Genomic DNA, 26,019 nt, shown 5'->3' with positions numbered 1-26,019 from the left:
TAGCGGCCAATCTACTGTGAGGGATAAGGCTATGTCTGACGGGGATACGTCAAAAATAAAAATCCGCACCACCCTGGTGGAAAAGATCAACTTCGCCTGTCACCAGAGCGCATTTGCGGTGCTGCGGGAATTGCAGATCGAGAATCTGGATGAAGAGCAGGATCTGTCAGACCTGGCGGTGACATTAGAAGCCTCACCGGCGTTTGTGAAGTCGAAGACCTGGACGGTGGACCGGTTGGCGGCGGGTGGTTTGCTGGCCATGAAAGACCGTGACTTGGAGCTGGATGGCGGTTTCCTGCTGGGGCTGACGGAATCCATGCGCGGCAGGGTGACAGTTCGTGTCACTCAGGCTGAGCAGTGCCTTGCCGAGACGATGATTTCGGTGGAGTTGCTGGCGTGTAATGAGTGGGGTGGGGCGACCTACATCCCTGAATTGTTGGCAGCGTTCTGCACCCCGAACGACCCGGCAGTGGATCGGTTGTTGGGCCAGGCCAGCCAGATTCTTCGCAAGGCGGGTAAGTCGGGCAACATCAACGGCTACGATTCCGGCAGCCGTGAGCAGGTGTGGCTGATGGCGCAGGCCATTTATTCCGCCATTGTGAAAATGCAGATCGGCTATGCGCTGCCGCCAGCCAGTTTCGAGAGTAATGGCCAGAAAATCCGCCTGCCCAACCAGGTTGAAAGCGCCAAGGTGGCTACCTGCCTGGATACTACCTTGCTGTTTGCGGCAGCACTGGAGCAGGCGCAGCTGAACCCGCTGGTGATTCTTACCCAGGGGCATGCGTTGGTTGGGGTATGGCTGGACAAGGAAGATCTCTCCAGTGTTGTGGTTGATGAAGCCGAGACGCTGCGTCAGCGGATTCCCCTGAAAGAATTGATCCTGATTGAAACCACGTTGATGACCAATCACCCTGCACCACCTTTCTCCAAGGCGGTGCAGGAGGGTAGTAAGCAAGTGTCGCTGGACAAGGATGGCGAGTTTGTCGCAGCCATCGATATTCGCCGGGCACGAGCGCATCGTATTAATCCCATTAGCCTAAAGTCGCAGATCGCGCGGAAAGAGGAAACCATTGATGATGAAGAGGATGTTGAGCTCTGGATTGAGTCTCCGCCAGATGACCTAGGGAAGTCGCCAGTACATATGGAAGGCGATGTACCGGAGGATACGCCGGGCGGTCGCCTTGAGCGTTGGCAGCGCAAGCTGCTGGATCTGTCTGCGCGTAATCCGCTGCTGAATCAGAAGCCCAGCAAAAGTAGTTTGACGTTAGTATGTCATGACCCGGGTGAGCTTGAGGACGTTCTGGCTACTGGGGCTAGAATTTCTGTTGCTCCCTTTCCCCAGTTGAAGGCTCAGGATCAGGATTCGGATATCCATCGACAACGTACCGGGGATGACCTGAAAGAGGTTTATGCCCGCGATGCGCTGACCAAGAAGCAGGTGTTGGTAGACCTGACTCAGGATGATTTGGATAAGCGGGCGGTGGAGATTTACCGCAAGGCGCAGACGTCGCTGAAGGAAGGCGGGTCCAATACCTTGTTTCTGGCCGTGGGCTTTCTGCTATGGAAGCCGCAGGACAAAGGGGACCGCCGCTACCGAGCGCCGCTGATTCTGTTGCCGGTCTCTCTGGAGCGTAAGTCCGTGCGCAGTGGCGTGAAGATGGTGGCCAATGATGATGAGCCCCGTTTCAACACCACTTTACTGGAGTTACTGAAGAAAGATTTCGGTATCGAGATTCGCGGCCTCAGCGGGGCTCTGCCTGAGGATGAAAGCGGTGTTGATGTGGCGGGCATCTGGAATCGGGTACGCCATGCCATCAAGGATGTGCCGGGCTTTGAAGTGGTGGAGGAAACCGTGCTGGGCCACTTCTCCTTCGCCAAGTACCTGATGTGGAAAGACCTGGTGGATCGCTCCGAGGCGCTGAAAGAAAGCCCGGTGGTGCGGCACCTGCTGGATACGCCCCGCGAGGCGTACGAAAGTGATATCCGGTTTGTTGACCCCAAAGAAATTGATCTCGAATACACCCCGGCAGACCTACTGACCCCGCTAGCAGCAGACTCTTCTCAGATGGCTGCTATTGCCACGGCGGATCGCGGCAAAGACTTTGTCATCATCGGCCCACCAGGCACCGGTAAGAGCCAGACCATCGGCAACCTGATTGCGCACATGCTGGGCAAGGGCAAGAAGGTGCTGTTTGTCTCCGAGAAGACCGCCGCTCTGGAGGTGGTGCACCGGCGTCTCAAGGATATTGGTCTGGGCCAGTTCTGTCTTGAGTTGCACTCGAACAAAGCCCGGAAGGCTGACGTGCTGGATCAGCTACGCACCTCCTGGAATAGCGCCTCCCAATCCACGATCCGTGACTGGAAGGCTGAGGCAGAGCGCCTTAAGGCATTGCGCGACCGCTTGAACAGGGTGGTGAATGCCTTACATCAACGGCACCGCAATGGCCTGACGGCGCACTATGCCATTGGGGTGAAGGTGCGTGATGCTGATTTGGCCGCCAAGGTGAAGCTGAGCTGGCCCAATGCAGCCTATCACGATGAAGTGCAACTGCAGAAGCTGCGTGAAATGGCCGAGTTGCTCGCAGTGCAGGCTAAGGCGGTTGGCAACTTGGTCGATCATCCTCTTGGTGTGATCAGCAACTTTGACTGGCGGCCACAGTGGGAAGAAGAAGTAGTGGCTGCTGCTCGCAGCCTGAAAACGGGTGGCGCACAGTTGACCGAGAAACTGACCTTACTTGAGAAGGCGCTGGGCATCAGCCTTGGTGTGGTGGGCTTGCCCAAGCTGGCCGCCATGGCAGAGTGCGGGCAAGTATTGTTGGACGCCTACCGCCAGCAGGCTTCTTTTGCGCTGGAGCCAGATGCAACGGATCGGCTGGATGCGCTCGAAGAAGCCGTCACGCAGCTGAAGACCTATATCGAGACGCAAGCGAAACTGAGCTGTACCTATGAGGCGTTAGCTTGGCAAAAGCTGGACGCGGGGGTACTGGGGCAAGCCTGGGCGGAGGCTAATGATACCTGGTGGCCCAAGAGCTGGTTTGCCAAGCGTAAGGTTGTGAAGCAAATGCGCGAAGGCGGAGCGCAGGGTGATCCGGACCCCACCAATGATATCCCGGTGCTGCAACAATTGCGGGAAACCGGTGGCCAGATCGACCGTCTCGATGGCGTGCTGAAAGGCCTGCGGGAATGGGACTCTTATAACTCAGACCCTGTTGCCATGACTGCCTTGAAAGAGCTCGGTTCACGGGCTCGTGTCGCTGTTGGCAAGCTGGCGGATGACGCGGAGTCTCTGGTGGCCCTGCGCGGCAAGATTCGAACCTTGCTTTATGACGCGAACGACCTGTTGGCTCCAGAGGCCCCCGTGGGGCGTGCAATCAATGATTTCAGAGCGTCTTTCGAGTCCTTTAATACCCATAAGGAAAAGTTCGAGGCATTGATTGGTGCTTCGTTGGAGGCTCGGCTTTCTGGCGATGTGCCGGCCCTTGAGTCACTTGGTGCGCAATGTCAGGAAATTGTCGATAATCATATTGCCTTGCGAGACTGGTGCGCTTGGGTGCGACGTCGTTCCGAGGCACTGGATTTCCAGCTTGGCCCGCTGGTGGACGCCCTTGAAAATGGCACGGTGCCTGCGGACCAGGTGGAAGAGGTCTTCGAGGCGGCCTATTGCAGTTGGTGGTCGTCGGCGGTGATTGGTGAGGATGAGGTGCTGCGTACCTTCTCTTCTCCAGAGCATGAAGCGGCGATTGAGAATTTCCGGGAGCTGGATACCCGGTTCAGTGATCTGACGGCGAAGTATATTGCCGCGAATCTGGCAGGGGAAATTCCGGACCAGGAGACCACAAAGAAGAAGTCGTCTTGGGGTGTGCTGGCCCATGAGCTTCAAAAGAAAATGCGACATAAACCCGTTCGGGAAATGATGGAGACCATCCCGGATGTAATTACGACGTTGGCTCCCTGCTTGATGATGTCGCCTCTGTCGATTGCCCAGTTCCTGTCTGCCGGGCAGGCACAGTTCGATGTGGTGATTTTCGATGAAGCCTCTCAGATCACCGTGTGGGATGCGGTGGGCTCACTGGCCCGTGGTAAGCAAGTGATTGTGGCCGGTGACCCGAAGCAGATGCCGCCCTCCAATTTCTTTGGCCGTTCTGATGATGATCCAGATGGTGACATAGACGGGGAGGGGGATCTGGAAAGCATCCTGGATGAACTGATCGGCGCGAGCATTCCTCAGCGCGTGCTGAACCTGCATTACCGTTCACGCCGGGAAAGCCTGATTGCCTTCTCCAACAGCCGCTACTATGACAGCTCCCTGATCACCTTCCCGGCGCCAGTGCATCCCGACAAGGGGGTGTCACTGGTGAAGCCGGAGGGCTTCTATGCCCGAGGCAAGGCCCGCCATAATCAGGGGGAGGCCAAGGCCATTGTGGCGGAGATTGTACGGCGCCTGACGTCGGATGATCCTGCCGTTCGCAATCTCTCCATTGGGGTGGTGACGTTCAATACTGAACAGCAAAGTCTGATTGAGGATCTGCTGGATAAAGCCAGGGCGGAAGATCCGGGCATCGAATGGGCCTTCTCCGAGGACGAACTGGAGCCGGTGTTCGTGAAGAACCTGGAAACCGTGCAAGGGGATGAGCGGGACGTGATCCTGTTCAGCATCACCTATGGCCCGGATGAGGCCGGTCACGTCACCATGAATTTCGGCCCACTTAACCGGACTGGCGGCGAGCGTCGCTTAAACGTGGCCATGACACGAGCGCGCTCCGAAATGATGGTGTTCTCCACCATGCCGCCAGAGCGCATCGATCTGGCGCGCACGCAGGCCCGCGCCGTGGCGGATCTCAAGCACTTCCTGGAATACGCCGAACGTGGCGCCTCTGCCTTGGGTGCGGCGGTACACGGCTCCATGGGCGACTTCGAGTCCCCCTTCGAAGTGGCCGTGGCCAGAGGGCTGCAGGAAAAAGGCTGGACAGTGCATCCCCAGATCGGCGTTTCTGCCTACCGCATCGACATGGGTATTGTTCACCCGGACAAACCAGGTATATACCTGGCCGGTATCGAGTGCGATGGCGCCATGTACCACAGCTCCGCCTATGCCCGTGAGCGCGATAAGATCCGTCAAGGGGTATTGGAAGGACTGGGTTGGACCCTGTTCAGGGTATGGTCCACGGATTGGTGGACGAATAAGCACAAGGCTTTGGAAGAGGTAGATGCTGCATTGCGTGAACAGCTTTCTGCCGCGCGGGGCGGGGGGGTGAAGCTGTCCACTCCACCTAAACTGAGACAGACCTGATTAGAGACAGCGCCTGAGAAATCTGGTCTGGAACGTTTATTCCGGCGGCATCAGCGCACAGCTGGATAACCAGCACGCGGGTGTTGAGTTCGTTGATTGACACAGGGCTCGGCGCCTTGCTGAACACGAACTGCTTAATGATCAGGCCCATGAAGGGGCTGGTTTTGCTGGTGGGAGGCGAAGATAGGCAGGTAATTTAGTTACTTCCGGTGCTGCCCTTCGCCTTATACGCCGCCTTCCTGGCTTTCTTCTTCGCCTCTTTTTCCTCTTCTTTTAGCCTGCGTATCTCTGCCACTTTCACATGCTCTTTCTCGGCCATGGCCGGGGTTTCCAGGGTGATGGGGCCGAGTTTGCCGCTGCGGTATTCGTTGATGAGCAGGGCGGCGGTGCGGTCGAAGTCCACGTGGCCGCCTTTGCCGATACAGCCGCGTTGCTTGCCGATGGTTTCCAGAAACGGCACGCCTTCATCGGGCAGCGTGTCGAGTTTGAAGCGCTCCTTCATTAATTCTGGATAGGCTTGCATGAAATACTCGGCGGCAAACAAGGCTACGTCGTCTTCTTGCATGGCGGTGGCTTTGATGGCGCCGGAGAGGGCCAGGCGGTAGCCGCTGTCCGGGTTTTCAATTTTAGGCCAAAGGATGCCGGGGGAGTCGATCAGGATAAGGCCGTTGCGCAGGTCGATGCGCTGTTGGCGCTGGGTGACGGCGGGCTCGTTACCTGCCTTGGCAATGATACGGCTGGCCAGATTGTTGATCAGGGTGGATTTGCCCACGTTGGGAATGCCGGTGATCAGGGCGGTGACGCTGGTGGCCCGGTCTTCGCGTTTACCAGCCATTTTCAGGGCGGTGTCTAGCAGCTTGCGGATCTGTTCCGGCTTTTCGGTGGTGATGGCCAGGGCGCGGACGGTTGGATCTTGTTCAAGATGAGCCAGCCATTGTTGAGTAATGGCGGGATCGGCCAGGTCGCTTTTACTGAGCAGTTTCAGGCAGGGCTTGTCGGCGCGAAATTGTTCGATTACCGGGTTGGCACTGCTATAGGGTAAGCGGGCGTCTACCACTTCGATGACCAGGTCCACCTTGGGGAGAATGTCGCGAATTTCGCGGATGGCCTTGTTCATGTGGCCGGGGAACCAGTTGATGCTCATGGGGCGCCGTATCGTTTGTATTGAATGAAACGGCAGTATAAACCAGCTGAGCGGGGGAGTATTGCCGGTTGCTTGGGGCTGGGCCCTGCGGGCTATTAACATTGCCAAGCCATTCTTAATGCGTGTTTTTGAAAATATCGTGGGCTTTCTGCGCTATTTCGATTTTCCCGATTTGCCTGAAAAGGGTGAAGGCGTCTTTATCACTCCCGGTTACAAGGCACATTGATGCTGCTAATAGTATTGGGGCTAAGCGCACAACCCTTGGCGGCGAGGTGATTGCCAACAGCCTGCAGGCGATGCTGTTGAGTTACATTGCATTCAAGTTTGTAAATCGGCAGGAAAGCGCCACCATCGAACCAATTACGCTGGCGGCCCTCTAACCATTATGGTTCGACTCTCCTCACGCATGCTTCGCCCACTAGGCGCTGGCTTGTTGTTATTGCTGGTTATCGTATTGCTGCTGATTCTGGTGGCGGTAGGCTGGGCCTATAGCGCAGGAATACGCGTCAGTGAGCCGGGGTGGCAGCACGGCCTGACGCTGGGCCAGTGGCGTGTTGTGCGCGACGACTGTGTGGCCGCACAAGGTACCGACCTGAGCATTGAGAGTGTTTGGCCGCTGAACGTGACGCAGCAGACGCTAGCGTTATATCACTGTGCGAAAAGTGATTCTGCGCAGACGTCGGCTAGCCCCTTTGCTGACGGGCTTCCCTGGGCGCCCCCTTTCCATCTAGACGTTGTCGAACTGGATTTGGCCGGCGTTATTGACTATCCCCTTCCGGTAATGATGCTGACACTCCACCAGCAGGCGCAGCATTGGCAGCTGCAAGCCTCCGCCCCGCACGTGGCGCTACAGGCGCAGTATCAGCGAGCCAGCGGGGCTTGGGAGGCCAGCGGTGAGGGAGCGTTAAACGCAGTATTACCGGACTGGCAGGGCCACTGGCAATGGCGTGGCCAAGGGGCTTGGCAGGGCGAATCCGCTGGGGAAATACAGCTGGATCTTGATTCGGCCGGGCCAGTGTCGCAAGCACAACGGGCGGACCTGTTGGCGCAGGCTCAGTTTCAAGGTGCCCAGTGGCAGTTGGAGGCGGACCTGTCCCAGCCGTTAGCGCTGAATAGTGACTGGCAGCTGACGGCAGCAGAGCCTCTTAGTGTTTCCGGCAATGGCGTGGCATTAGCTCGGGCAAAAGTGGCGCTGGCGTTGGCCGGCCCGCTTGGCACCGTGACGTTGCAGGCAGCCACTCACTGCGCGCCGCCCGAAAACTGTGAACCAAAAGCTGCCGCAGACTCCCCTCAGGCGATTGAACAGGGGCGGGGAACGCTGCGATTGCAGGGCGAAAGCCTGGAGGGAGAAGTGGCATTTTACTGGCAGGATCGGCTGCTGGTGCTTGAGCCCGCCTCCCTGACTTTGCCGCAAGCAGTCACTGCCCAGTGGCAGGAGCCCTTGCAGATACCCATGGCTCGTTCTGGGTTCACAGCGTTGCCGTTGGCGTTGGGCTACCAAGGATTGAAAGTAACCACCGGTGCCAGTGAGGTTCAGTGGGCACTGGCAGACGACGATGCGCTGGCAGCGATAGAGTGGCAGTGGGCTGGCGATGTGGCCTTGCATGGCCAATGGCAGGGATACCAGTGGCAAGGGGCCTGGCAAGGCGTGGTCGGTAGCCACGGCCTGGAGGGGGTTCCACTCACGCTGAGCGCACGACAAGGGAGTGACCAGCTGACCTTTCGGTTGCCCGTGGATACCTTGCAACAGGCACCATACGGTGCCGAGGCTAGCGTGGCTGGTAGTCTGTCCGGTTACCCGCTAGAGGGTAACCTGGCGTTTGCCCAGTCTGGTGCCGGTTGGGCCGGCACCTTGCAGGCAAACACCGTCTTGCCGCAGTTTGAACAGGGTGGGCAGGTGGCGGTCAAGGCGCCTTGGTCGCTGGTGGATGGCACTGTCAGCGTGGCGGCGGGGAGCCAGGCATCAATCTCTGAAGGTTTGATCGGGCAGGTCTTGATCCGGCCTTTATCGTTGAGTGCAACGGGGCCGTTGCGGATCAATGAACAGGGCATCAGCGGCGACCTGGCCATCCACAGTGAGGGCTTGCTGGCGGCACGCTGGCGTTTGCCGCCGATATCGGGAACCGCGACGGTGGAAGGCGACCAGATTCAGAGCCGGTTAACGGTTAGCGAGTGGCAAAGTGACCTGTGGGCCAACGCCACGCTTGATGGTAACGGGGGGGCGAAAGGGGCGATGGCGCTGCGTAGCGCGCTGACCCCTGCCATGGGCGTCGGCTTGGACGTCACGCCACGGCAAGGGCAGCTGGAAGGGCGTGGTCATTGGCAATGGGGGAAAACGCTGAAAGCCAGCGGCGATATTACTCTCACCGAGACAGACTTAGACTGGGGCAGCGTCACCGCTCGTGGTGCTGCCGCTGAGATCCATGGTGAATACCATGACGGTGATATTCAGATCAGCAGCACGGGGCCGGTGACGGTGCACACTCTGGATATCGGTACGCCAATGACCGACCTGGCGTTAACCGTGAAGAGTGACCTGTCACAGTGGAATGTTACCGATCTTCGCGCGAATCTGCTCGGTGGTTATTTGCGCTCTCCGTCGCTGGACTGGCCCTCCGCTCGGCCTCAGCCGGTAGTGATCAGTCGCATTGATCTAGCCCAGGTCGCGGCGCTGCAGAACCCGTCGCCAGTGTTGCTGGCCGGGCGAGTAGGGGGATATGTTCCGCTGCAACTGGGTGAGGATTTTATGGTTATCGAGCAGGGGCGGCTGGCCAACGAGGGGCCGCTGTCGTTGATCATTCCTGATTCGTCCAGCGTACAAAGCATGGCGGAGTCGAATCAGGCGGTGAAGCTGGCGCTGGATAGCCTTAGTACCTTGCTGATTAGCGATTTTCAGGCTCGCATGGCGATGAATAAAGCCGGTTGGCTGGATGCGAAGATTACCATCAAAGGCGAAAACCCACAGAGAAATAATCTGCCGGTGGTGTTTAACTACACGCACCAAGAAAACATGTTAGCGCTGATGCGTAGCTTGCGTATCGGCGATGAAATCACCGAACAACTGCGCACGGAGAATCAATGATGAAACAAGTCGGGCTGGGCACGGTGTTGTTGGCCGGGTGTCTGTTGGCGGCTTGCACGCCTACGGTGGCCCTGAAAGCGCCGGAAGAACCCATCACCATTAACTTGAATGTGAAAATTGATCATGAAATCCGCCTGAAGGTGGAAAAGGATATTGATCAGTTGTTTAGCGAAGATAGCGACCTGTTCTAAGGAGGGGTTATGAAAATGTTAAAACCTGCATTGGCCATGGTGGCATTATTGATGAGCATGGCCGCGTTTGCGCTGGACCTAGGTGAGGCGAAAAGCCAGGGGCTGGTGGGTGAACAAACGGATGGTTATCTGGGAGTCGTTAAAGCTACACCGGCTGCGGTGGAATTGGCCGCGGATATCAATCAGAAACGCAGAAATGCCTACGAGCGAATTGCCAAAAAGAACGGCATTACCCTAGATCAGGTGGCGAGGCTGGCAGGGCAAAAAGCCATCGATAAAACGAGACCAGGGCAATACGTAAAAACACCCGATGGACAGTGGGTAGAAAAATAATTTTCATGAAAATTATCCAAATAATGATTAGGTGTCATTAGTGTGTAAGGCAGTGATCACGCAGGATATGCTTCAATAAACCCTGTGTGAAATAACGATTTTTATGGCCGATTTTTTCTTTTTTATGTTTGGATATCGCAAAAATTTGGACGTGAAACGAAAGAATATTGTCATAAAAAATGGGGTATTGCGGTTGCCATGCGGCTGCTGATTAGGCCCTTTGCTCTGGCCGGAGAAAATCTCTCTGGCCAGTGCGGGTACATCGGTACACGCCCGCCGTGTGGTAGGCCTCTATTTCGCGCTTTTCAACGTTACACTTTTAACTCAACCTCTCTGCTAACCCCGATGCCCGCCAAGTCCGCTTTTTCACCGCACTGTCCAGCACGGCCGATTTGCCGAATTCCAGCAAGGTGAAGCGATCCCGAGCCCGGGTGACGGCAGTGTAGATTAACTCTCGGGTAAGCAGGGGGTGGGGGGCATCGGGTAATACCAGCAGGGTATGCTTGAATTCCGAGCCTTGGGATTTGTGTACGGTCATGGCGTAGACGGTTTCTACCCCGTCCAGGCGGCTGGGTAATACCCACTTGATGCGCCCGTCCGGCAACTGGAACGCCACTCTTAACAGCAGCTCCGCGGTACCCTTCCTGGTCTCAAGTAAGGGCAGCGTCAGTCCCACATCGCCATTCATTAACCCTAGCTGATAATCGTTGCGCGTCATCATCACCGGGCGACCGGGGTACCATTCCCGTTCCGGCGCCAGGTCCTGTTGTTGTAGGTGGTGGGTGATGCGTTGATTGAGTTGTTCTACCCCGAAAGGACCGCTGCGCAGGCCGCTGAGCAGTTGCTGGTGGGTGAGCTGTTTGAGCAGGCCGGCGGCCCAATCATCGAAATCGTGTCGCTGTGCAGGTGGTGTTGCCACCGCGCTAAACAGTGCCCGTAGGCCTGTGTGACCATTACTGCCGTTGAGCAGCAGGGTTTCCAGTTGCTGGCTATCGCTGCTCAGGTGTTGGCGGTACAGGCTGTCCGGGTAGCGTTGAAAGCTCTCGCGCACCTGCGGCAGGTTTTCTTCGTTTACTGCCCGCGCCAGTTCGCCGATGCCGGGGCTGTCCTTGGAGCGCCAGTTGGTGCGCAACATGGCGGTTTGTTGCGCTAGGGCGTTGCCTGGGTTCTGGTCTGTCTCCTGATAGTCACTGATATCCGCGCCACAGGTATTGTTAACGAATTCGATAGTACGTTGCTTGTAGCGACCTTCGTGGGCATGACGGCACAAGTCACCCATCACCGCACCGGCTTCCACGCTGGCCAGTTGGTCCTTATCGCCGAGTAGAATCAACCGGGTGTGTGGGCTCAGGGCTTCCAACAGGCAAGCCATCATGTCCATGTCGATCATGCTGGCTTCATCCACCACCACCAGATCTGCGTGCAGTGGATTATCCCCATGATGGCGAAAGTGACGGCTGTCTGGCCGGGTGCCGAGCAGGCGGTGCAGTGTGGTCACTTCGGTGGGAATGGCATCGCGCACGGTGGCGTCCACGTGGAGTTTTCCTACCTGCTCACCGATGGATTCGGTGAGCCGTGCCGCAGCCTTGCCGGTGGGAGCGGCGAGACGAATACGCAGGCGCTGGTTATCGGCCATTGCCAGGCTTTGCAGCAGGCCTAACAAGCGTACCACTGTGGTGGTTTTGCCGGTGCCGGGGCCGCCGGTAATGATGCTGATCCCGCTGCGGCTGGCCAAAGCACAAGCCACCTGTTGCCAGTCGGTGTGGTTGTTGGAACCGGGAAATAATTTGGCCAGGGCTTCGCGCAGGGGGGCTTCAGGCAGTGGATTGGCGGTGGCCAGTTTTTGCTCGATGGCGTCGGCCACGGCCACTTCCCGGGCCCAGTTGCGGCGCAGGTAAAGGCGGCTGCCGTCCAGTACCAATGGTGTGCTGCCGTTTTGGCTGACCAAGGTGCTTTGCTGCAGTTCATGGAGCCAGTTATTGGGCTCGCCGGGTAACAGGGCGACCAGCTCCGGCGGCGGGTTGGTGCCCCAAAGCTGGGTGGCTAACGCGCGGTTTTTTAGATCCAGACACAGGTGGCCACTGGCTTGCTGGTTGCTGGTGAAGGCGGCGAGTAATAACACCTCGTAGCTTGCTTGCGGGCATTGTTGTTTCAGGAAACGGGCAATGGCCACGTCCAGATCGCGCAGCAAATTGTTGTCGCGCAGCAGGATTAGCGCGTCTTCCCAGGTGAGGGCGGAGAACAGGTCAGCTTGCATAGGATGCCTCCAACCCGGTGGGAGGTTGAACGTTGATCGTTGGAACGCGAGAAGGGCTCGAGCCTGTCGAGCAGGCTCTATGTTGCGATTTGTGTGTGGTGCGCGGGCACGGCATTGCAGTGACAGCAGAGAGCGTTCGCATTTCTGAACGTTGAACTTTCAACTTTTCCCTCATTCCTCACCCCCAAACATGACATCCAGCGCTTCGATCAGTTCGCTATCCGGTCGATCGAATACGGTACCCGCCGCCGGGCCTTGTAAACCACGCAGAAACACATAAACCGCGCCGCCCAGGTGCTGGTCCGGGTGGTAATTCGGTAGGCGGCTTTTTAGCAGGCGATGCAGGGCCAGCAGATAAAGCACGTATTGCACTTCGTAGCGTTTTTCCAGCACCGCGGCGGTCATGGCATCCAGGGTATAGGCGCTGTCGTCTACGCCCAGCCAGTTGGATTTGTAGTCGAGCACGTAGTATTTGCCCTCGTGTTCGAACACCAGGTCGATAAAGCCCTTGAGCATGCCATTGAGGGTGTCGGCTTCCAGTTTTGGGCGCGGGTAGTGCGGGGCAATATGTTGTGGGTGAACGTGCTGGCGGATTAGGGTGTCCATGTCGGCCACGTTGACTCGATGGGCAGGAAACAGGAATTCCAGCTCCGGCACATAGGTGTGCAGGGTATCGAGAGAGACGGTTCCTTCGCTTAATGGCAGCGCAGTGGTGACCGCCTGCTTCCACCAATGGCGGATGACATCGGTGTAATCCTGCCAGCCCCGGGCCTGGAGTTTTTCTTCCACGCTGGTTTCAAAGTCCATGGGGTCGGCCAGGGTTTGTTGGAAGCGCTGGTTGGCGGCCTGCTCAAGCACATCATGCAGCAGCGTGCCCGGCGCTGCGCCGCGTGGGAAAGCGTGGATGGTATCGGCTAACGGTTCCACATCCGCGGCGGGTTGTTCGTCCTGTTGTTCTGCCAATTGATCCCCGCGCGGGTCCGCGGGTGCCAAGGTTTCCTGCACCTGTTTGAGCGCGCTGTAGCTGGCAATCCACCAGGGTTGCCGTTGGCGGGGCGCAGGTATCAAGGGCGGGCGCAGGGTCTGTGATTGCGCTTGAGGCTGATACGATTCGGTGTTGCTGTGCGGTGCCTTAATGATGTTGACGGCATCGTTTGCGACGGGTGCAAGGGCGGCGCTCAAGCCATCGTTGGCCACGCCGTTGCCGAACAGTAACCGGCCGATGGCGCTTTTTTCCAATTGGTTCTGTTTACCCCGGCCTTTGATATAGGGGGCCAGCCCCAGCGTGCAGCGGTGGCAGGCGCGGGTCAGTGCCACATAGAGCAGGCGCATGTCTTCGGCGAGGCGCTCGTGATCCGCCTTGCCTTGTATTGTGTCGTCCGGTTCCAGCGATACATTGAGATGATCGTTCTCGTGGTAACGCAGGGGTGGTTTGTTTTTGTCCGCCGGGCGGAAGCTACAAATAAAAGGCAGATACACCAGCGGGTATTCCAGCCCTTTAGATTTGTGAATGGTGATGACCTTTACCCGGTCGTTGTCACTTTCCAAGCGCAGTATGCTTTCCTTGCTGCTGCCACGGCCTGCTTCAACCGTACTTTCTACAGTGTCTTCAAGATAACGAATCAAGGATTGCTCGCCATCCAATTGGGTAGCGGCTTGCTGTAACAGTTCGGCCAGGTGCAGCAGGTTAGTCAGGGCACGCTCACCGTCCAGGTTTTGGCTAAGCCGGGCGGGCACATGGAAATCCATCAGCAGGCTGCGCAACATGGGCAGCACGCCCTGGTTTTGCCATTGCTGCCGGTAGCCGTGGAACTGCTCTACGGTTTCTTCCCAGCGCACTTCATCCTGGTTGAGGGCATCCAGCTCCGCGTAGGCCAGATCCAGCACGGCGCAGGCAAGGGCACTGCGTACTCGAGTGTCGGATTCCGGGGCCGCGCAGGCGTGCAGAATCAGCAGCAGATCATGGGCTTCGGGCTGGGCGAAAACGGAATCCTGATCGGACAGATAAACGCTGCGCACATTGCGTTGCATTAACGCATCGCGGATGGCTTTGGCTTCGGTGCGGTCGCGCACCAGAATGGCGATGTCGTTGGGGTGCAAGGGCCGGAAGGTGTCGCCTTTCTGAAATCCGGTAACGCCGTTGACCGCACCATTAAGCAGGTGCGTAATTTCACTGGCGCAGCGTGCGGCCTGTTCGTCACGGTACTGGCCGGCACTGACGGGCTTTTCCTTGTCGTCTACCCACAGGGTAATGCCGGATTGTTCTGTCTTGTCGATCAACAGAACATCCTTGCGGCCATTGGCTTTCACGGCGTTGAAGGGGATGGCGTTGTCCATCATGAACACATCGCCAAAGGTGCTCTGGCTGTAGTGGAATAGATGGTTCACCGCCTTCACCATAGTGCGAGAAGAGCGGAAGTTGGTGTCCAGCGTGTAGTGGTTGCCTTCGGTGGCCTGGCGCGCTTTCAGGTAGGTGAAAACGTCGGCGCCTCGGAAGGCATAGATGGCTTGCTTGGGGTCGCCGATCATAAACCAGCCGGTGCTTTGCTGCTCTTCATAAAGGGCGGAAAAAATGCCGTACTGGGTCGGGTCGGTATCCTGAAATTCGTCGATCAATGCCACCGGAAATTGATCGCGGATGACCTGGGCAAGCCGTTCGCCATTACCGCCCTTCAAGGCGTCGTGAAGGCGGCTGAGCATATCGTCGAAGCCCATGGTGGCGGTTTGCCGGCGTACTTGATCCACGCGCTGGTCGATCCAGGCGGCGGCATGGGTGAGCAGCTCGGTGCGGGGCAGTGCGCTGTTCGCCCGGCCTTCCATTACCGCATCCAGTTGTTGGCAAAAGGCAAAGCTCGGGCGGTGCTCTTGACCAGCCTTGGTGAGCTTCATGCCTTCGTGGGAAAACTTGGCCAGGGTGTCATAGGCCTTGCCGTTGAGCCGTTCGCCATTGGCATAGCGCTGCAGCGTATGCAGCATGCCGGGCAGGCTGGTGGTGCGGTAGCTATTGCCGTTTAGCCATTTGTTGTCGCGAGCGGCGCGTACCCATTCAAGAAAGTCCGGCAGTTCGTGGGCCAGTTGCTGGCGGGCCTGCTGGTCCCGTTCCTCTTGCGGGCCGGTTTGGTTCAGCCAGTGAGCCACGCTTTGCGGTAACGCTGACGGGTCGGCTTCTTTCAATCCCAGTAACGGCCGACAGGCTCCCAGCAAGGCGTCCGGGTTGCCCAAGTTCTCGTTTTGCAGGGCATTGGCCGCGCTTACTGGAAATTGGCTAATCACCGAGCGCCAGTAATCTCGAGCAGCCAGTTGCTGCTCTTCGCTGGCGTCTTCCTGCAATTCCAGGCTGAACAAGCTGCCCGAGTCGAAGGCGTGCTGTTTGAGCATGCGGTTGCAGAAGCCGTGGATGGTGTAGATGGCGGCTTCGTCCATCCACTGGGCGGCGGCATCCAGGCGCTGGGCGCAGCTGGTGCGTTGTTCGTTTTCACTGTAATCGCTAAGCAGTGCCGCCAGCACTGGATCGTCGGCTTCAGCGTGGGGGTCGGCAAAAATGCGCGCGGCATCAGCCAAGCGGTCGCGGATGCGTTCGCGTAGTTCTTCGGTGGCGGCTTCGGTGAATGTGACCACCAGAATTTCCGGCGGCAGCAGCGGACGTGAAAACCCGTTTTCGCCTCCATGGCCCAGTACTAGGCGCAGATAAAGAGCGGCCAAGGTAAAGGTTTTGCCGGTGCCCGCACTGGCTTCGATCAGCCGGGTGCCGTGCAGTGGAAAGGTAATCGGAAGCGGACGTTCAATGTTCATGCGTCATCCCCCGGTTCGAGCCACTGGGCATGCTGGTAGAGCGGGGCATAGAGTTGTTCAGTCCAGTATTCGAAGGCGTTGGCATCGCCATGGGAGGCGGCCAGTAAGGTGTCGAAGTCGGCCCAGGCGCGGGCAATGGCCGGTTCTTTTTCCTGTTCGCCGGTATGCATAAAACCGGACTCAAACACCTTGCGTGCTTCGTTCTCACCGTTGTCTTTTTCTTCCCCTTTTAGCCAGGCGAAGGCGGTGGCGCAGGCCACGGGCAGGGGTTCGCATAACGCCTTCTGCCAGGCGTAACCTAGCTGATCCAGGCATTGCTGGGCGTCGCTGCGATGAATGTGGGGCAGGCTAAAGCGCCCGTCCTGACCTTGAATATGCGTGGTCAACGGCAGCCCGGCGGCGCAGGCGGCCAGGTGCAAGGTCCAGTCCCGAGTCAGTTTGTCGAATCGCTCTTTTAACTTGCCGGTGTGCAGCACCAACCGTTGGGCGTTGGCGCTAGAGCCACGCAAATCAGTGAGCCAATCTTCGATTTGTAAGGGGCCGGCGGTGAGGCGAATTTCCTGCTGTGGTTGCAAGGTTCCGCTGTCGGCCAGCAGCGTAAAGTAGTGTTCCAGTGGCTGCGCGAGCGGCAACAACAGGCTGTCGCGGTTGCCCTCGTCAAAGGGCGCCAGGGGTAGGTCGCCGCTGCCAGCGAGACGGTCCATGGCTACGCGCATGGCGTCATTGGCATGTTCCGGGCCGGCGCGCAGCGCTTCATTAAGCAACTGATCCTGTAACTGGAAACGTTGCAGTCCATCGAATGAAAACGGTTCGCTGTCATCCAGCACTTGGCGCTGTTGTTTCAGGCGCGCCTTTAAGCGCTGCTCGAAAAAATGGGCCACGGGTTGTTTGAGAAAACGCCCCAGGGCGGCGCAGGAAATGGGCTCGTTATTTTCCAGTGGCGGCAAGGGCTGATCATTGTCGACCCTGTGCGTTTGCTCCTCGTGGAGGGCGCGCCATTCGTTGGCGTAGGTGTGCAGGATGTGGGCGTCGGCGTTGTTGGCTGCACTGGCGTCGTTGGCCGAATAAAAATAACGGGCGCTGAACGGTTGCAGCGGATGCGACACGGTGAGGGCGTCCACCGGTTCGCCCTGATCGGTGTGCCAACGTTGATTAATGTGATCGCGTAGTTGTGCCACCAGTACCGAGGGCGGGCGTTCACTGTTGTCGCGGACGTTGCGGCCTGTCCAGCTAATGTAGAGGCTGTCGCGGGCACTGAGCAGGGCTTCCAGAAACAGGTAGCGGTCGTCGTCGCGGCGGGAACGATCCCCTGGGCGGTAGTTACCCCATTGCCGCATTAAATCAAAGTCCATGGGTTGCTGTTGGCGCGGGTAGTCGCCGTCTTTCATTCCCAGCAGACAGACATGGCGAAAGGGAATGGCGCGCATGGGCATCAGGGTGCAGATGTTAATACGCCCGGCCATGAAGCGCTGTGACATGCTCTCGGCATTGAGGGCATCGAGCAGGGGGCGGCGGGCCACGGTGAGAGGCAGGAGGCTGTCGAAGTCGGCTTCGGCGCAAGCGGCCAGCCAGTCGTTAAGGGCATCGCGCAGGCCTGCGTCCAGAGTCTGGTCTGCTTCGTCCACGGGGGCGAACAGGTCATCCAGCAGTTGGGTAAAGCGTTGTTGCCACTGTCGGGCGCTGGCGTCCGTACGGCTTTGCTGCCAGTGCTGCTCCAGGGTGTCGAGCAGGCGCGACAGTCGTCCGGCCAGCTCCGCGCCCAGGCCGGCTACTTCGTCCAGCGGCTCGATGCCCATCCAGGCCGGGCCGTCGCCGAGCAGGTAGCCGGCCAGCATCCGTTTCAGGCCGAAGGCCCAGCTATTTTGTTCAAAGCCGGGCACGTCCAGGGTTTTGCGTTGTGGGCTGTTCAGGCCCCAGCGAATGCGCGCCTGGTCGATCCAGCGGGCCAGTTGCGGCAGGTCGCCTTCGTCGATGCCGAAGCGCTCGCGCACCGCGGGCACATCCAGCAGGTCGAGAATATCGGTGGCGGTGAAGCGCCATTGCGGCAGGTGCAGCAAGGATTCCACTGCTTGGGCCAGCGGCGAGGCGGCGCCGGCACTGCGGTCGCTGAGGGTGTAGGGCAGGTAGCGTGGATCGTCCCGTTCCAGTCGGCCGAATACCGCATCAATGTGCGGCGCGTAGGCTTCGATGTCTGGCACCATCACGATCACATCGCGGGGCTGCAGGGTAGGATCGTTGCTGAAACGGTCCAGCAGTTCGTCCTGGAGGATTTCCACTTCCCGCTGGGCGCTGTGGCCGATACGGAACTGAAGAGAGCTGTCCATTTCCAGAGGCAGGCGCCGGTTCGGTTCGGGCAGCGGTTCCAGATCGAGAATGTCCTGCTGCAACTGTTGCAACAGGGTATGCGGCTCGCGGTTTTCAAACAGATCAATCTGGTTTTGGAAGGCGCTGCGATAACTGTCCGGGTCGTCGTGGTCGTAGAGCAGGCCGATAAAGTCCCGGCCCTGTTTGCCCCAGGCCGCCAGCAGCGGATTGACCCGGTTTTCCGGCAGGGCGGTCAGGTGACGTTTGCGGTTGTCCAGCTGGCGGCGCAGCAGTTGTTTGTCTTCGACGATATCTGCCCAGTAATGCTGACAGGGGTTTTGTACCAGCATCAGTATTTGGCAATGCTGGCTCAGTGCGGCCAGTGCTTCCAGGGCCTGCTGGGGCAGGGCGCTGATACCGAAGATGATCAGCCGGCGTGGTAGCCTCGGCGGTGGCGTGCCCTGTTCCTGTTGTTGAGTGAGTGCAGCCATGAAATCCCGGTGGATGGCGCTGCGGCTGAGGCCTTGTTTGCTGTCATCCATGTCCGCCAGCAAGGCACGCCACAAGTGAGCTTGCCATAACTGGCTGGCGGGAAAATCATCGAAGGTGTCGCGATCCTGGGTTTTGCGCAGGCGGTCGTTGCCGTTTTCCCAGTCGTCCAACCAATCTGCCCGGTACATTTGATAGGCATCGAACAAATCCGCCAGTCGCTCGGCCAGTTGGTGGCGTTTGCGGCCATCCACATCGTCGGCAAGAAAGTGGCGTAGCGGGCCGAAGTGTTCGCTATTGAGCAGGGTGGGCAGCAACCGGTACAACCGCCACAGCAGGCGGGATTTGTCGAAAGGGGATGTGCGCGGTACCTGGTCTTCACCCAGCACGGTGCGATAGGCCCCCCACAGGAATCGGGCTGGCATCTGGAACTGGAAACCGGCGCTGATGCCGAGTGCATCCGCCAGCTGCAGTTTCAGCCACTGCGCCATGCCGTTGGACTGCACCAGAAAGGTTTCCGTTTCCAGCGGTGACAGTGGTTCGCGCTGCAACCAGTCGGCCACCAGCTCGGTGAGGGTTTCCAGACGGTTGCCGTGCAGCACCATCAGCCCGTTTTGCATGGATATTCCTTGCCTGACTTGTGTGTATGCGAAAGGAGTTAGATTAAGGGAGAGCGCGGCTTGGTGCCACAAAAGAGCCGCTCCTTACACGCGAGAGTATTTAAATAATCGGATGCTGGAATAATGGGTGCTTCATTCTCTTCAGGCTTTAGGTTGTTGGCAAAATGAAAACACCCCGCATCGGCGGGGCGTTTTCATGCTGGCTGTCCGTTGCTGTTAGCTTTCCATTTCTGCCAGCTCATCTTCAAAGAAGAATTTCTCTTCGCCGAAGGCCGGTTCCAGATGATTGAGCCAGGTGGCTTCTTCGTTGTATTTGGCGAAGAAGGGGCGCTGGACCCAATCGTGGTTGCGGCCTTGAATGAAACGCAGGGCGAAAACTTTCTCGCCGTTGATTTCGGTAACGCCCTGGATTTCCACCTTGCCCGGGTGGCTGGACATGCTGGGGCCGCGCGCGGTGCGAGCGATGCCGGAGACCTGTTTCATGGCATCGCGATAGATGTTCCAGGCCTTGGCCAGCGGCACTTCAAAGTAATGGCGGGCGCCGGTGTCTCGCTCTACGAACATGTAATAAGGAATGATGCCCAGCTCGACCTGGGTTTGCCACAGGCGCGCCCAGTCGTCGGCGTTGTCATTAATGTGCGCCAGCAGCGGCCCCTGGGCACGGATCACGGCACCTGTGGCGCGGACCCGTTTCACCGCTTCACGGGCGATGTTGGTTTGCAGTTCCTGCCAGTGGTTGTAGTGGGCCATCAGCGCAAGGTGTTTGCCGCTGGCGATCACCTCTTCGAACAGGTGTAGCAGATCCTTGGCGTCGGCATCGGAGACCACTCGCTGGGGCCAGAAGGTGAGTGCCTTGGAGCCGATACGGATGGTGCGGATCTGTTCCAGTTCCAGCAGCGGCTCGATATGAGCTCGCAGGTTCTTGGTTTTCATCACCAGCGGATCACCGCCGGTAATCAAGACATCGGAAATTTCCGGGTGGGCTTGAATGTACTTCTTCAGCTGGCCGGCTTCCTTGGTAGCGATTTTCAGGTCGTTGTCGCCGATGAACTGGGCCCAACGGAAACAGAAGGTGCAGTAGCTGTGGCAGACCTGACCCTGGCTGGGGAAAAACAGCACAGTCTCGTTGTACTTGTGTTGGATGCCTTCGATCTTCTCGCCGTCCACTTCTGGGATGTTGTGTTCCATCTGCCCCGCAGGGTGCGGGTTCAGCGCTTCACGCACTTCGGCGATAGCGGTTTTAATGGCGGTTTTGTCGCCGCCACGCATGGCATCGGCGACCTTGTCGAAGTGTTCCGGGGCCAGCATGCCTTTCTGGGGAAAGGTGAGCTGGTAGATGGGATCATTGGGCACATTATCCCAGTTGATCAGTTCGTTGATCACATATTCGTTGACCCGAAACGGCAGAACATTGGCCACCACGTCCATGGCAAATCGGGTCTCGTCGTCCAGGCGCTGTAGTGGTTCGATTTTGTCCAGCTGGCGCGCGGTGTAGACCTTGAAGCGACGGGGCTCGTCGTAGGCGTGGTCGAAAGTATGGGCCAACGTGGCGGTGCTTTCTTGGATGTCCTGGTGCAACGGAATAACGGTATTGGTTTCGGGCATGGTATTGCTCCTCATCATGCGCCGGCATGACGTAAACGCCGTCAACACCGGTACACTGGTTATCTAAACCAGTGGAATAATCGTGACTACTGATGGCCAGCGGCGGCTGGCGCTAAGCTGGGCTTGTTAGCCCGTTTTACGTGCGTCGGCGTGGCAACGCAGAGGACTTGGAACGGATTGCCCCCCAGCCATATCGGGGGGGGGGGGGAGAGTGGTCGTTATCTGTACGCGGCTTAACTGGCGCCAGCTGACCGGTGCTCCAAAAGAGGGCGTATTCTAAGGAACCAACGAGCAAAGCGCAAAGCCCCACCGCCTCGGGCCTAGCCGGTTATGCTATCGTTGGGCCGATACCCGCTTCAGGGACGGAACTTGATGCCTTTGGATGCCACTTACTGGACCGCTGAGATTGATGCATTATTGATAATGCTGGAACCCTATTGGCCCTACGTGGCAGCCGTCATTAGTATCGGGTTGGCGGTAACAGTGACCGTGCATGTCGCTCAGAACAAACGTGATGCTCGGGCGGTGGCGGCGTGGACCGGTTTGGTCTGGCTGGTGCCGGTGCTGGGTGCTGTGCTGTATTACATGCTGGGGGTCAATCGCATTCGTCGGCGGGCTCGTCAGCTAACCGGTGGGTTGATCGACAGTAACGATGGCTGGCGTATCGCTGCCGAACCTGAACCGGATCTTGAACACCTGAAGGTCCTTAGTCGTCTGGTGGGGCGGCTGACACATCTGCCGCTTACTGATGGCAATCATATTACCCTGCTGGATGCGCCCATCGCTTATCAGGCAATGATGGATGCCATCGATAGCGCCACGGAAAGCATTTATCTGGCGACCTACATTTTCGGCAATGATGCTGCCGGCAAGCCGCTGGCGGATGCGCTTTCGGCGGCGGTGGCGCGCGGGGTCAAGGTGCGGGTGTTGGTGGACGGCGCCGGCGCCCTGTATTCCTTGCCTTCGATAGTCTGGCGCTTGCGCCGTGGCAAGGTGCCTGTGGAGCGTTTTCTGTATTCCCTGGCTCCGTGGCGCATGCCGTATTTGAATCTGCGCAATCATCGCAAATTTATGGTGGTGGACCGTCGCTATGGGTTTACCGGGGGGATGAATATCCGGGCGGGCTATATACAGCAGCCGCCAAAGATCACGGATTTGCATGCCCGTATTGAAGGCCCAGTAGTAGGGCAGTTACTGCGCACTTTTGCTGCTGATTGGTATTTCACTAGTGGTGAATTGCTGGACACCTGTTATTGCGGCCCAGCTTGGCTGGGCGCAGTGCAGTCCCGGGGTATCAGTGCTGGGCCGGATGCGGATTTCGATAAACGTCGGATGACGTTGCTCGCGGCCATTGGCAGCGCTGAATCCCGAATTCGCATTGTTACCCCGTATTTTGTGCCGGACCTGACTCTGCTGGCCACATTGCAACTGGCGCTGCTTAAAGGCGTGCAGGTGGAGATTGTGATTCCTCGCAAGAATAATCTGCGGCTGGTGCACTGGGCCAGCCTGCATGCTTTGCGCTGGTTGGTATCGGAAGGCGCGGAGCTGTACCTGTCACCGCCGCCATTCGACCACAGCAAGGTGATGACGGTGGACCGGCACTGGGTCATGTTGGGCTCGGGAAACTGGGATGCGCGCAGCCTGCGATTGAATTTTGAGTTTGACCTGGAATGCTATGGGGAGGCGTTAGCTGGGCAGATTGATGAAATGCTGGATGAACGTATTGCGTTGTCTCAGCGGTTCGACCAAGTGGGTTTTGAGCAGTTGGCACCTTGGCGACGGGTCCGTAATGCACTCGCGCATATGCTGGAGCCCTATTTATAAAAGGGGGTTAGTTAGCGCTTAGAGAAAAGCGTGATTATTTGTGTGGTCTTGATCGCGCACTGCCGGATTGAAGGGGCACATTTGCGCTATTGCTAGTGTTGATGGTTGTGAGCCTGCCCAGCGTTTGTCTGGGTGACTATGACGCGGTGGGGATGGATGTATATGCATACATGGGGCTGTGCATTGGTTATCTAAGTCATCCCCCCTTTTGGCCAGTAAAAACCGGATGCCCCTGTGCGAGAGCCTGTTACCCAGGAGCCCAGCGGGCCACACGGGATTACCTCACGGCTACTTGCAGACACTGGGTGCCTGGCAGCAATCCGCAGGGAATCGAGCGGTGGCCGCGGTGACCCCCGAAAAAAGTTAGCGCTTCAGGGGGGACCCTGGTCCCATCAGTGCCCAGATAATTAAGCCAATCAGCGGCACAATCAGTACCAATAATACCCACAATACTTTGGCGCCGGTTTCAGCGGAGGATTGGAGAATCATTACGATGGCGTAGATCGCCACGGCCAGTTGTAACAGTCCCAGTAATTTCATCGACATTCCTTTTTATCCAACGTGAGCCTTCAATTTAGAGGACTTGGTGGAAAGGGTAAATCTCTGAGGTGTAAAACCGGGTCAAGATTGCGGGCGCTCGCCCCATAGTTTTGTCTAGTGATCAGCATCAGACCCTTATAGAACAGGGCTATCACCGACAGGCCGGCTCCAGAAACACAATGCTCACCAGCAGGTCGGCCAACAGAAAAGGCTGCTGATCCGAATGATCATAAAAAAAGTGATGCAGAGGAAAAGGAAAGGTGGTGCCCCGGAGACGATTCGAACGTCCGACCTAGCGCTTAGGAGGCGCTTGCTCTATCCAACTGAGCTACCGGGGCTGAAAGAGGTGACGATTGTAAGGATTTTGCTGCGCGGTGCCAGTTATGGGGGGAGCAAGCGGCTATTTTATCGGCGCTTACTCGCCCTGCGGGCGCCGGCAAAGCGGCGGTATCCGCTTCGCGTTCGTTCGGCCAAAGCACGCTTTGGCCCCCCCCGCACTCACCCAACTGATCTACCGGGGCTTAAAGAGGTGACGATTGTAAGGATTTTGCTGCGCGGTGCCAGTTATGGGGGAGCAAGTGGCTATTTTATCGGCGCTTACTCGCCCTGCGGGCGCCGGCAAAGCGGCGGTATCCGCTTCGCGTTCGTTCGGCCAAAGCACGCTTTGGCCCCCCCCGCACTCACCCAACTGAGCTACCGGGGCTTAAAGAGGTGAAGATTGTAAGGATTTTGCCGCGCGGCGCCAGTTCCGGGGGATGGTGGCTAATGTTGCGACGACTTTGGGTGATGTTGTGAGACATGTAGCGCTCCGCCCATTCCGCTATTGCTTGAAGCTTTCACGTAACGTTTGCGACAAGCCTGCATCTAATTGATAGCATTAAAGAAATTGAAAAAGGTGAAGTATGCAGGACACCCACGATTTATTGGTGCGCAGCAGCACAGATTTTCCGTCACTACGTCGCTATGGAACGTCCGTGTTGCAAGTGAACTTGGGTTATCTGTGTAACCTGAGTTGTGTGCACTGCCACGTGAATGCTGGCCCCACGCGCACCGAGCTGATGGATAAGGCCACTATCGACCTGGTTCTTCAGGTGATCCGCAAGCGGGATATCAAGGTCATCGACCTTACCGGCGGCGCGCCGGAGATGAACCCGCATTTTCGTTACCTAGTGCGTGAATGCCATGCACTCGGTGTGGAGGTTATCGATCGCTGTAACCTCACCATCCTGCTCGAACCCGGCTATGAGGACTTGCCACAGTTTCTGGCCGATCACCATGTGCATGTGGTGGCTTCTTTGCCGTGTTATTCCGAAGAGAACGTGAATAAGCAACGCGGAAAAGGGGTGTTTCAGGGGAGCCTAGAGGCGATTCGGCGGCTTAACGAAAAAGGCTACGGAGAGGATCGAGTATTGGATCTTGTCTATAACCCCACCGGAGCCTCCCTGCCGCCTCCCCAGCAGGCCCTGGAAGCCGATTACAAGCGCGAGCTGATGGAGCATTTTGGTCTGCGTTTTAATCATTTGTTGACGATTACTAATATGCCGATTAGCCGTTTCGGCGCGGTGTTGTTGGCCCATAATCAGTTCAACGACTACATGCAACTGCTGCGTGACAGTTATAACCGCGAGACTTTGCCGGCATTGATGTGCCGTTCCATGGTCAGTGTGGATTATCAGGGGTATCTCTACGATTGTGATTTCAACCAGATGCTGGATATGCCGCAAGGTCATCATGAAAACCATCAGCATCTGTCGAGCCTGCTGGATGAGGATATTGAAGGCGAGCCGATTTATGTGGCAGATCATTGCTTTGGCTGCACCGCCGGTGCCGGAAGCAGTTGCGGTGGCGCGCTGGGATGAGTCGGGTGAGCGTTATCATCCCTGTGCTCAATGAGGCCGATGTGTTGGCCGAGTCACTGGCGAGAGTGCGCGCTGCATTGCATGCAGGTGACGAACTGATTGTGGTGGATGGCGGCAGTACTGATGATAGTGTTGGTATTGCCCGGCAGATTGCCGATACGGTGCTAACCAGTGAGCCGGGCCGTAGTGCCCAAATGAATGCCGGTGCGAAGTGTGCCACTGGCGTATGGCTGTGGTTCGTGCACGCGGATACCGTGCTCGACTCGCGTCACCGTGAGGCCTTGGATGAGGCGCAGCCGAAAGGGCAATGGGGGCGTTTCGATGTGCGCTTGAGTCAGCCGCGTTTTCTGTTTCGCATAATCGCTTTCATGATGAACTGGCGTTCTCGCCTCACTGGCATCGCCACCGGCGACCAGGCCATCTTTGTGCGCCGGGATGTATTCTGGGAGCAGGGTGGATTTCCCGCCCAGCCATTAATGGAAGATATTGCCCTGTCACGCAGGTTGCGTGCGCAGTCTCGGCCACTGTGTTTGCGTCCACCGTTAATTACCAGTAGCCGGCGGTGGGAAGCCAACGGCCCCTGGCACACTATTTGGCTTATGTGGACGTTGCGTTTTCGATACTGGCGTGGTGCTAGCCCAGATGTTTTGTATCGGGATTATTACCGGGGGGATGCGGGTTGACGGACA

14 protein-coding genes and 1 tRNA gene are annotated in these 26,019 nt (G+C 57.8%); 8 read left to right on the top strand and 7 right to left on the bottom strand.

The genetic code is table 11. The features are described from left to right. Nucleotides 1–31: 31 nt before the first annotated feature. Nucleotides 32–5,290, top strand: a complete 5,259-nt coding sequence (locus ABO_RS09405; RefSeq protein ID WP_041704988.1) for a DUF4011 domain-containing protein — start codon at nucleotides 32–34, stop codon at nucleotides 5,288–5,290. A 196-nt stretch (nucleotides 5,291–5,486) separates the two neighbouring features. Here the strand turns inward: ABO_RS09405 and ylqF are convergent, their stop codons facing one another. Further along, complete coding sequence (gene ylqF, locus ABO_RS09400) at nucleotides 5,487–6,434, bottom strand: ribosome biogenesis GTPase YlqF (protein ID WP_041704987.1); 948 nt, start codon at nucleotides 6,432–6,434, stop codon at nucleotides 5,487–5,489. A 61-nt stretch (nucleotides 6,435–6,495) separates the two neighbouring features. On the opposite strand from ylqF, the gene ABO_RS14465 reads away from it, so the two are divergent. The 4 genes from ABO_RS14465 (at nucleotide 6,496) to ABO_RS09385 (ending at nucleotide 10,040) form a co-directional block, all read left to right on the top strand. Further along, nucleotides 6,496–6,660 (top strand): hypothetical protein, encoded by a 165-nt coding sequence (locus ABO_RS14465; protein ID WP_156478837.1) that lies wholly within the window; start codon nucleotides 6,496–6,498, stop codon nucleotides 6,658–6,660. A 159-nt stretch (nucleotides 6,661–6,819) separates the two neighbouring features. Further along, nucleotides 6,820–9,516: an intermembrane phospholipid transport protein YdbH family protein gene (locus ABO_RS09395; protein ID WP_011589104.1), complete on the top strand. Its 2,697-nt coding sequence runs from the start codon at nucleotides 6,820–6,822 to the stop codon at nucleotides 9,514–9,516. After that, nucleotides 9,513–9,707, top strand: coding sequence for a YnbE family lipoprotein (locus ABO_RS09390; RefSeq protein WP_011589103.1), 195 nt, complete (start codon nucleotides 9,513–9,515; stop codon nucleotides 9,705–9,707). Before ABO_RS09395 ends, ABO_RS09390 begins: the two co-directional genes overlap by 4 nt. Nucleotides 9,708–9,716: 9 nt before the next feature. Further along, complete coding sequence (locus ABO_RS09385) at nucleotides 9,717–10,040, top strand: YdbL family protein (RefSeq protein WP_011589102.1); 324 nt, start codon at nucleotides 9,717–9,719, stop codon at nucleotides 10,038–10,040. A gap of 319 nt (nucleotides 10,041–10,359) precedes the next feature. Here the strand turns inward: ABO_RS09385 and recD are convergent, their stop codons facing one another. The 4 genes from recD to ABO_RS09365 all read right to left on the bottom strand — a co-directional run bounded on the left by recD (nucleotide 10,360) and on the right by ABO_RS09365 (nucleotide 21,107). Continuing rightward, a complete protein-coding gene (gene recD / locus ABO_RS09380; RefSeq protein ID WP_011589101.1) occupies nucleotides 10,360–12,297 on the bottom strand; it encodes an exodeoxyribonuclease V subunit alpha in 1,938 nt (645 codons plus the stop codon). Between the two features lie 171 nt (nucleotides 12,298–12,468). Then, nucleotides 12,469–16,089 (bottom strand): exodeoxyribonuclease V subunit beta, encoded by a 3,621-nt coding sequence (recB, locus tag ABO_RS09375; RefSeq protein WP_011589100.1) that lies wholly within the window; start codon nucleotides 16,087–16,089, stop codon nucleotides 12,469–12,471. Next, entirely contained in the window at nucleotides 16,086–19,502 is a 3,417-nt protein-coding gene (gene recC, locus ABO_RS09370; protein WP_011589099.1) for an exodeoxyribonuclease V subunit gamma, read from the bottom strand. Before recC ends, recB begins: the two co-directional genes overlap by 4 nt. Before the next feature lie 216 nt (nucleotides 19,503–19,718). Beyond that, nucleotides 19,719–21,107, bottom strand: coding sequence for a KamA family radical SAM protein (locus ABO_RS09365; RefSeq protein ID WP_011589098.1), 1,389 nt, complete (start codon nucleotides 21,105–21,107; stop codon nucleotides 19,719–19,721). A gap of 372 nt (nucleotides 21,108–21,479) precedes the next feature. On the opposite strand from ABO_RS09365, the gene ABO_RS09360 reads away from it, so the two are divergent. Then, nucleotides 21,480–22,931: a phospholipase D-like domain-containing protein gene (locus ABO_RS09360; RefSeq protein ID WP_011589097.1), complete on the top strand. Its 1,452-nt coding sequence runs from the start codon at nucleotides 21,480–21,482 to the stop codon at nucleotides 22,929–22,931. 363 nt (nucleotides 22,932–23,294) lie between these two features. Here ABO_RS09360 and ABO_RS14255 read toward each other — a convergent pair whose 3' ends face one another. Both ABO_RS14255 and ABO_RS09355 read right to left on the bottom strand, forming a co-directional pair. Beyond that, on the bottom strand, nucleotides 23,295–23,471 hold the full coding sequence (locus ABO_RS14255) for a PLDc N-terminal domain-containing protein (protein WP_081424064.1): 177 nt from the start codon (nucleotides 23,469–23,471) through the stop codon (nucleotides 23,295–23,297). A gap of 261 nt (nucleotides 23,472–23,732) precedes the next feature. Next, nucleotides 23,733–23,809: transfer RNA gene (locus tag ABO_RS09355), tRNA-Arg, on the bottom strand. 564 nt (nucleotides 23,810–24,373) lie between these two features. On the opposite strand from ABO_RS09355, the gene arsS reads away from it, so the two are divergent. Both arsS and ABO_RS09345 read left to right on the top strand, forming a co-directional pair. Beyond that, complete coding sequence (gene arsS / locus ABO_RS09350; RefSeq protein WP_011589095.1) at nucleotides 24,374–25,330, top strand: arsenosugar biosynthesis radical SAM (seleno)protein ArsS; 957 nt, start codon at nucleotides 24,374–24,376, stop codon at nucleotides 25,328–25,330. Beyond that, nucleotides 25,327–26,013 (top strand): TIGR04283 family arsenosugar biosynthesis glycosyltransferase, encoded by a 687-nt coding sequence (locus ABO_RS09345; protein WP_035461267.1) that lies wholly within the window; start codon nucleotides 25,327–25,329, stop codon nucleotides 26,011–26,013. The genes arsS and ABO_RS09345 overlap by 4 nt, the downstream gene beginning before the upstream one ends. Nucleotides 26,014–26,019: the final 6 nt, after the last annotated feature.

This window comes from Alcanivorax borkumensis SK2 (assembly GCF_000009365.1).
Taxonomy (GTDB): Bacteria; Pseudomonadota; Gammaproteobacteria; order Pseudomonadales; family Alcanivoracaceae; genus Alcanivorax; species Alcanivorax borkumensis.
This window is presented reverse-complemented; position numbering and strand designations above follow the sequence as displayed.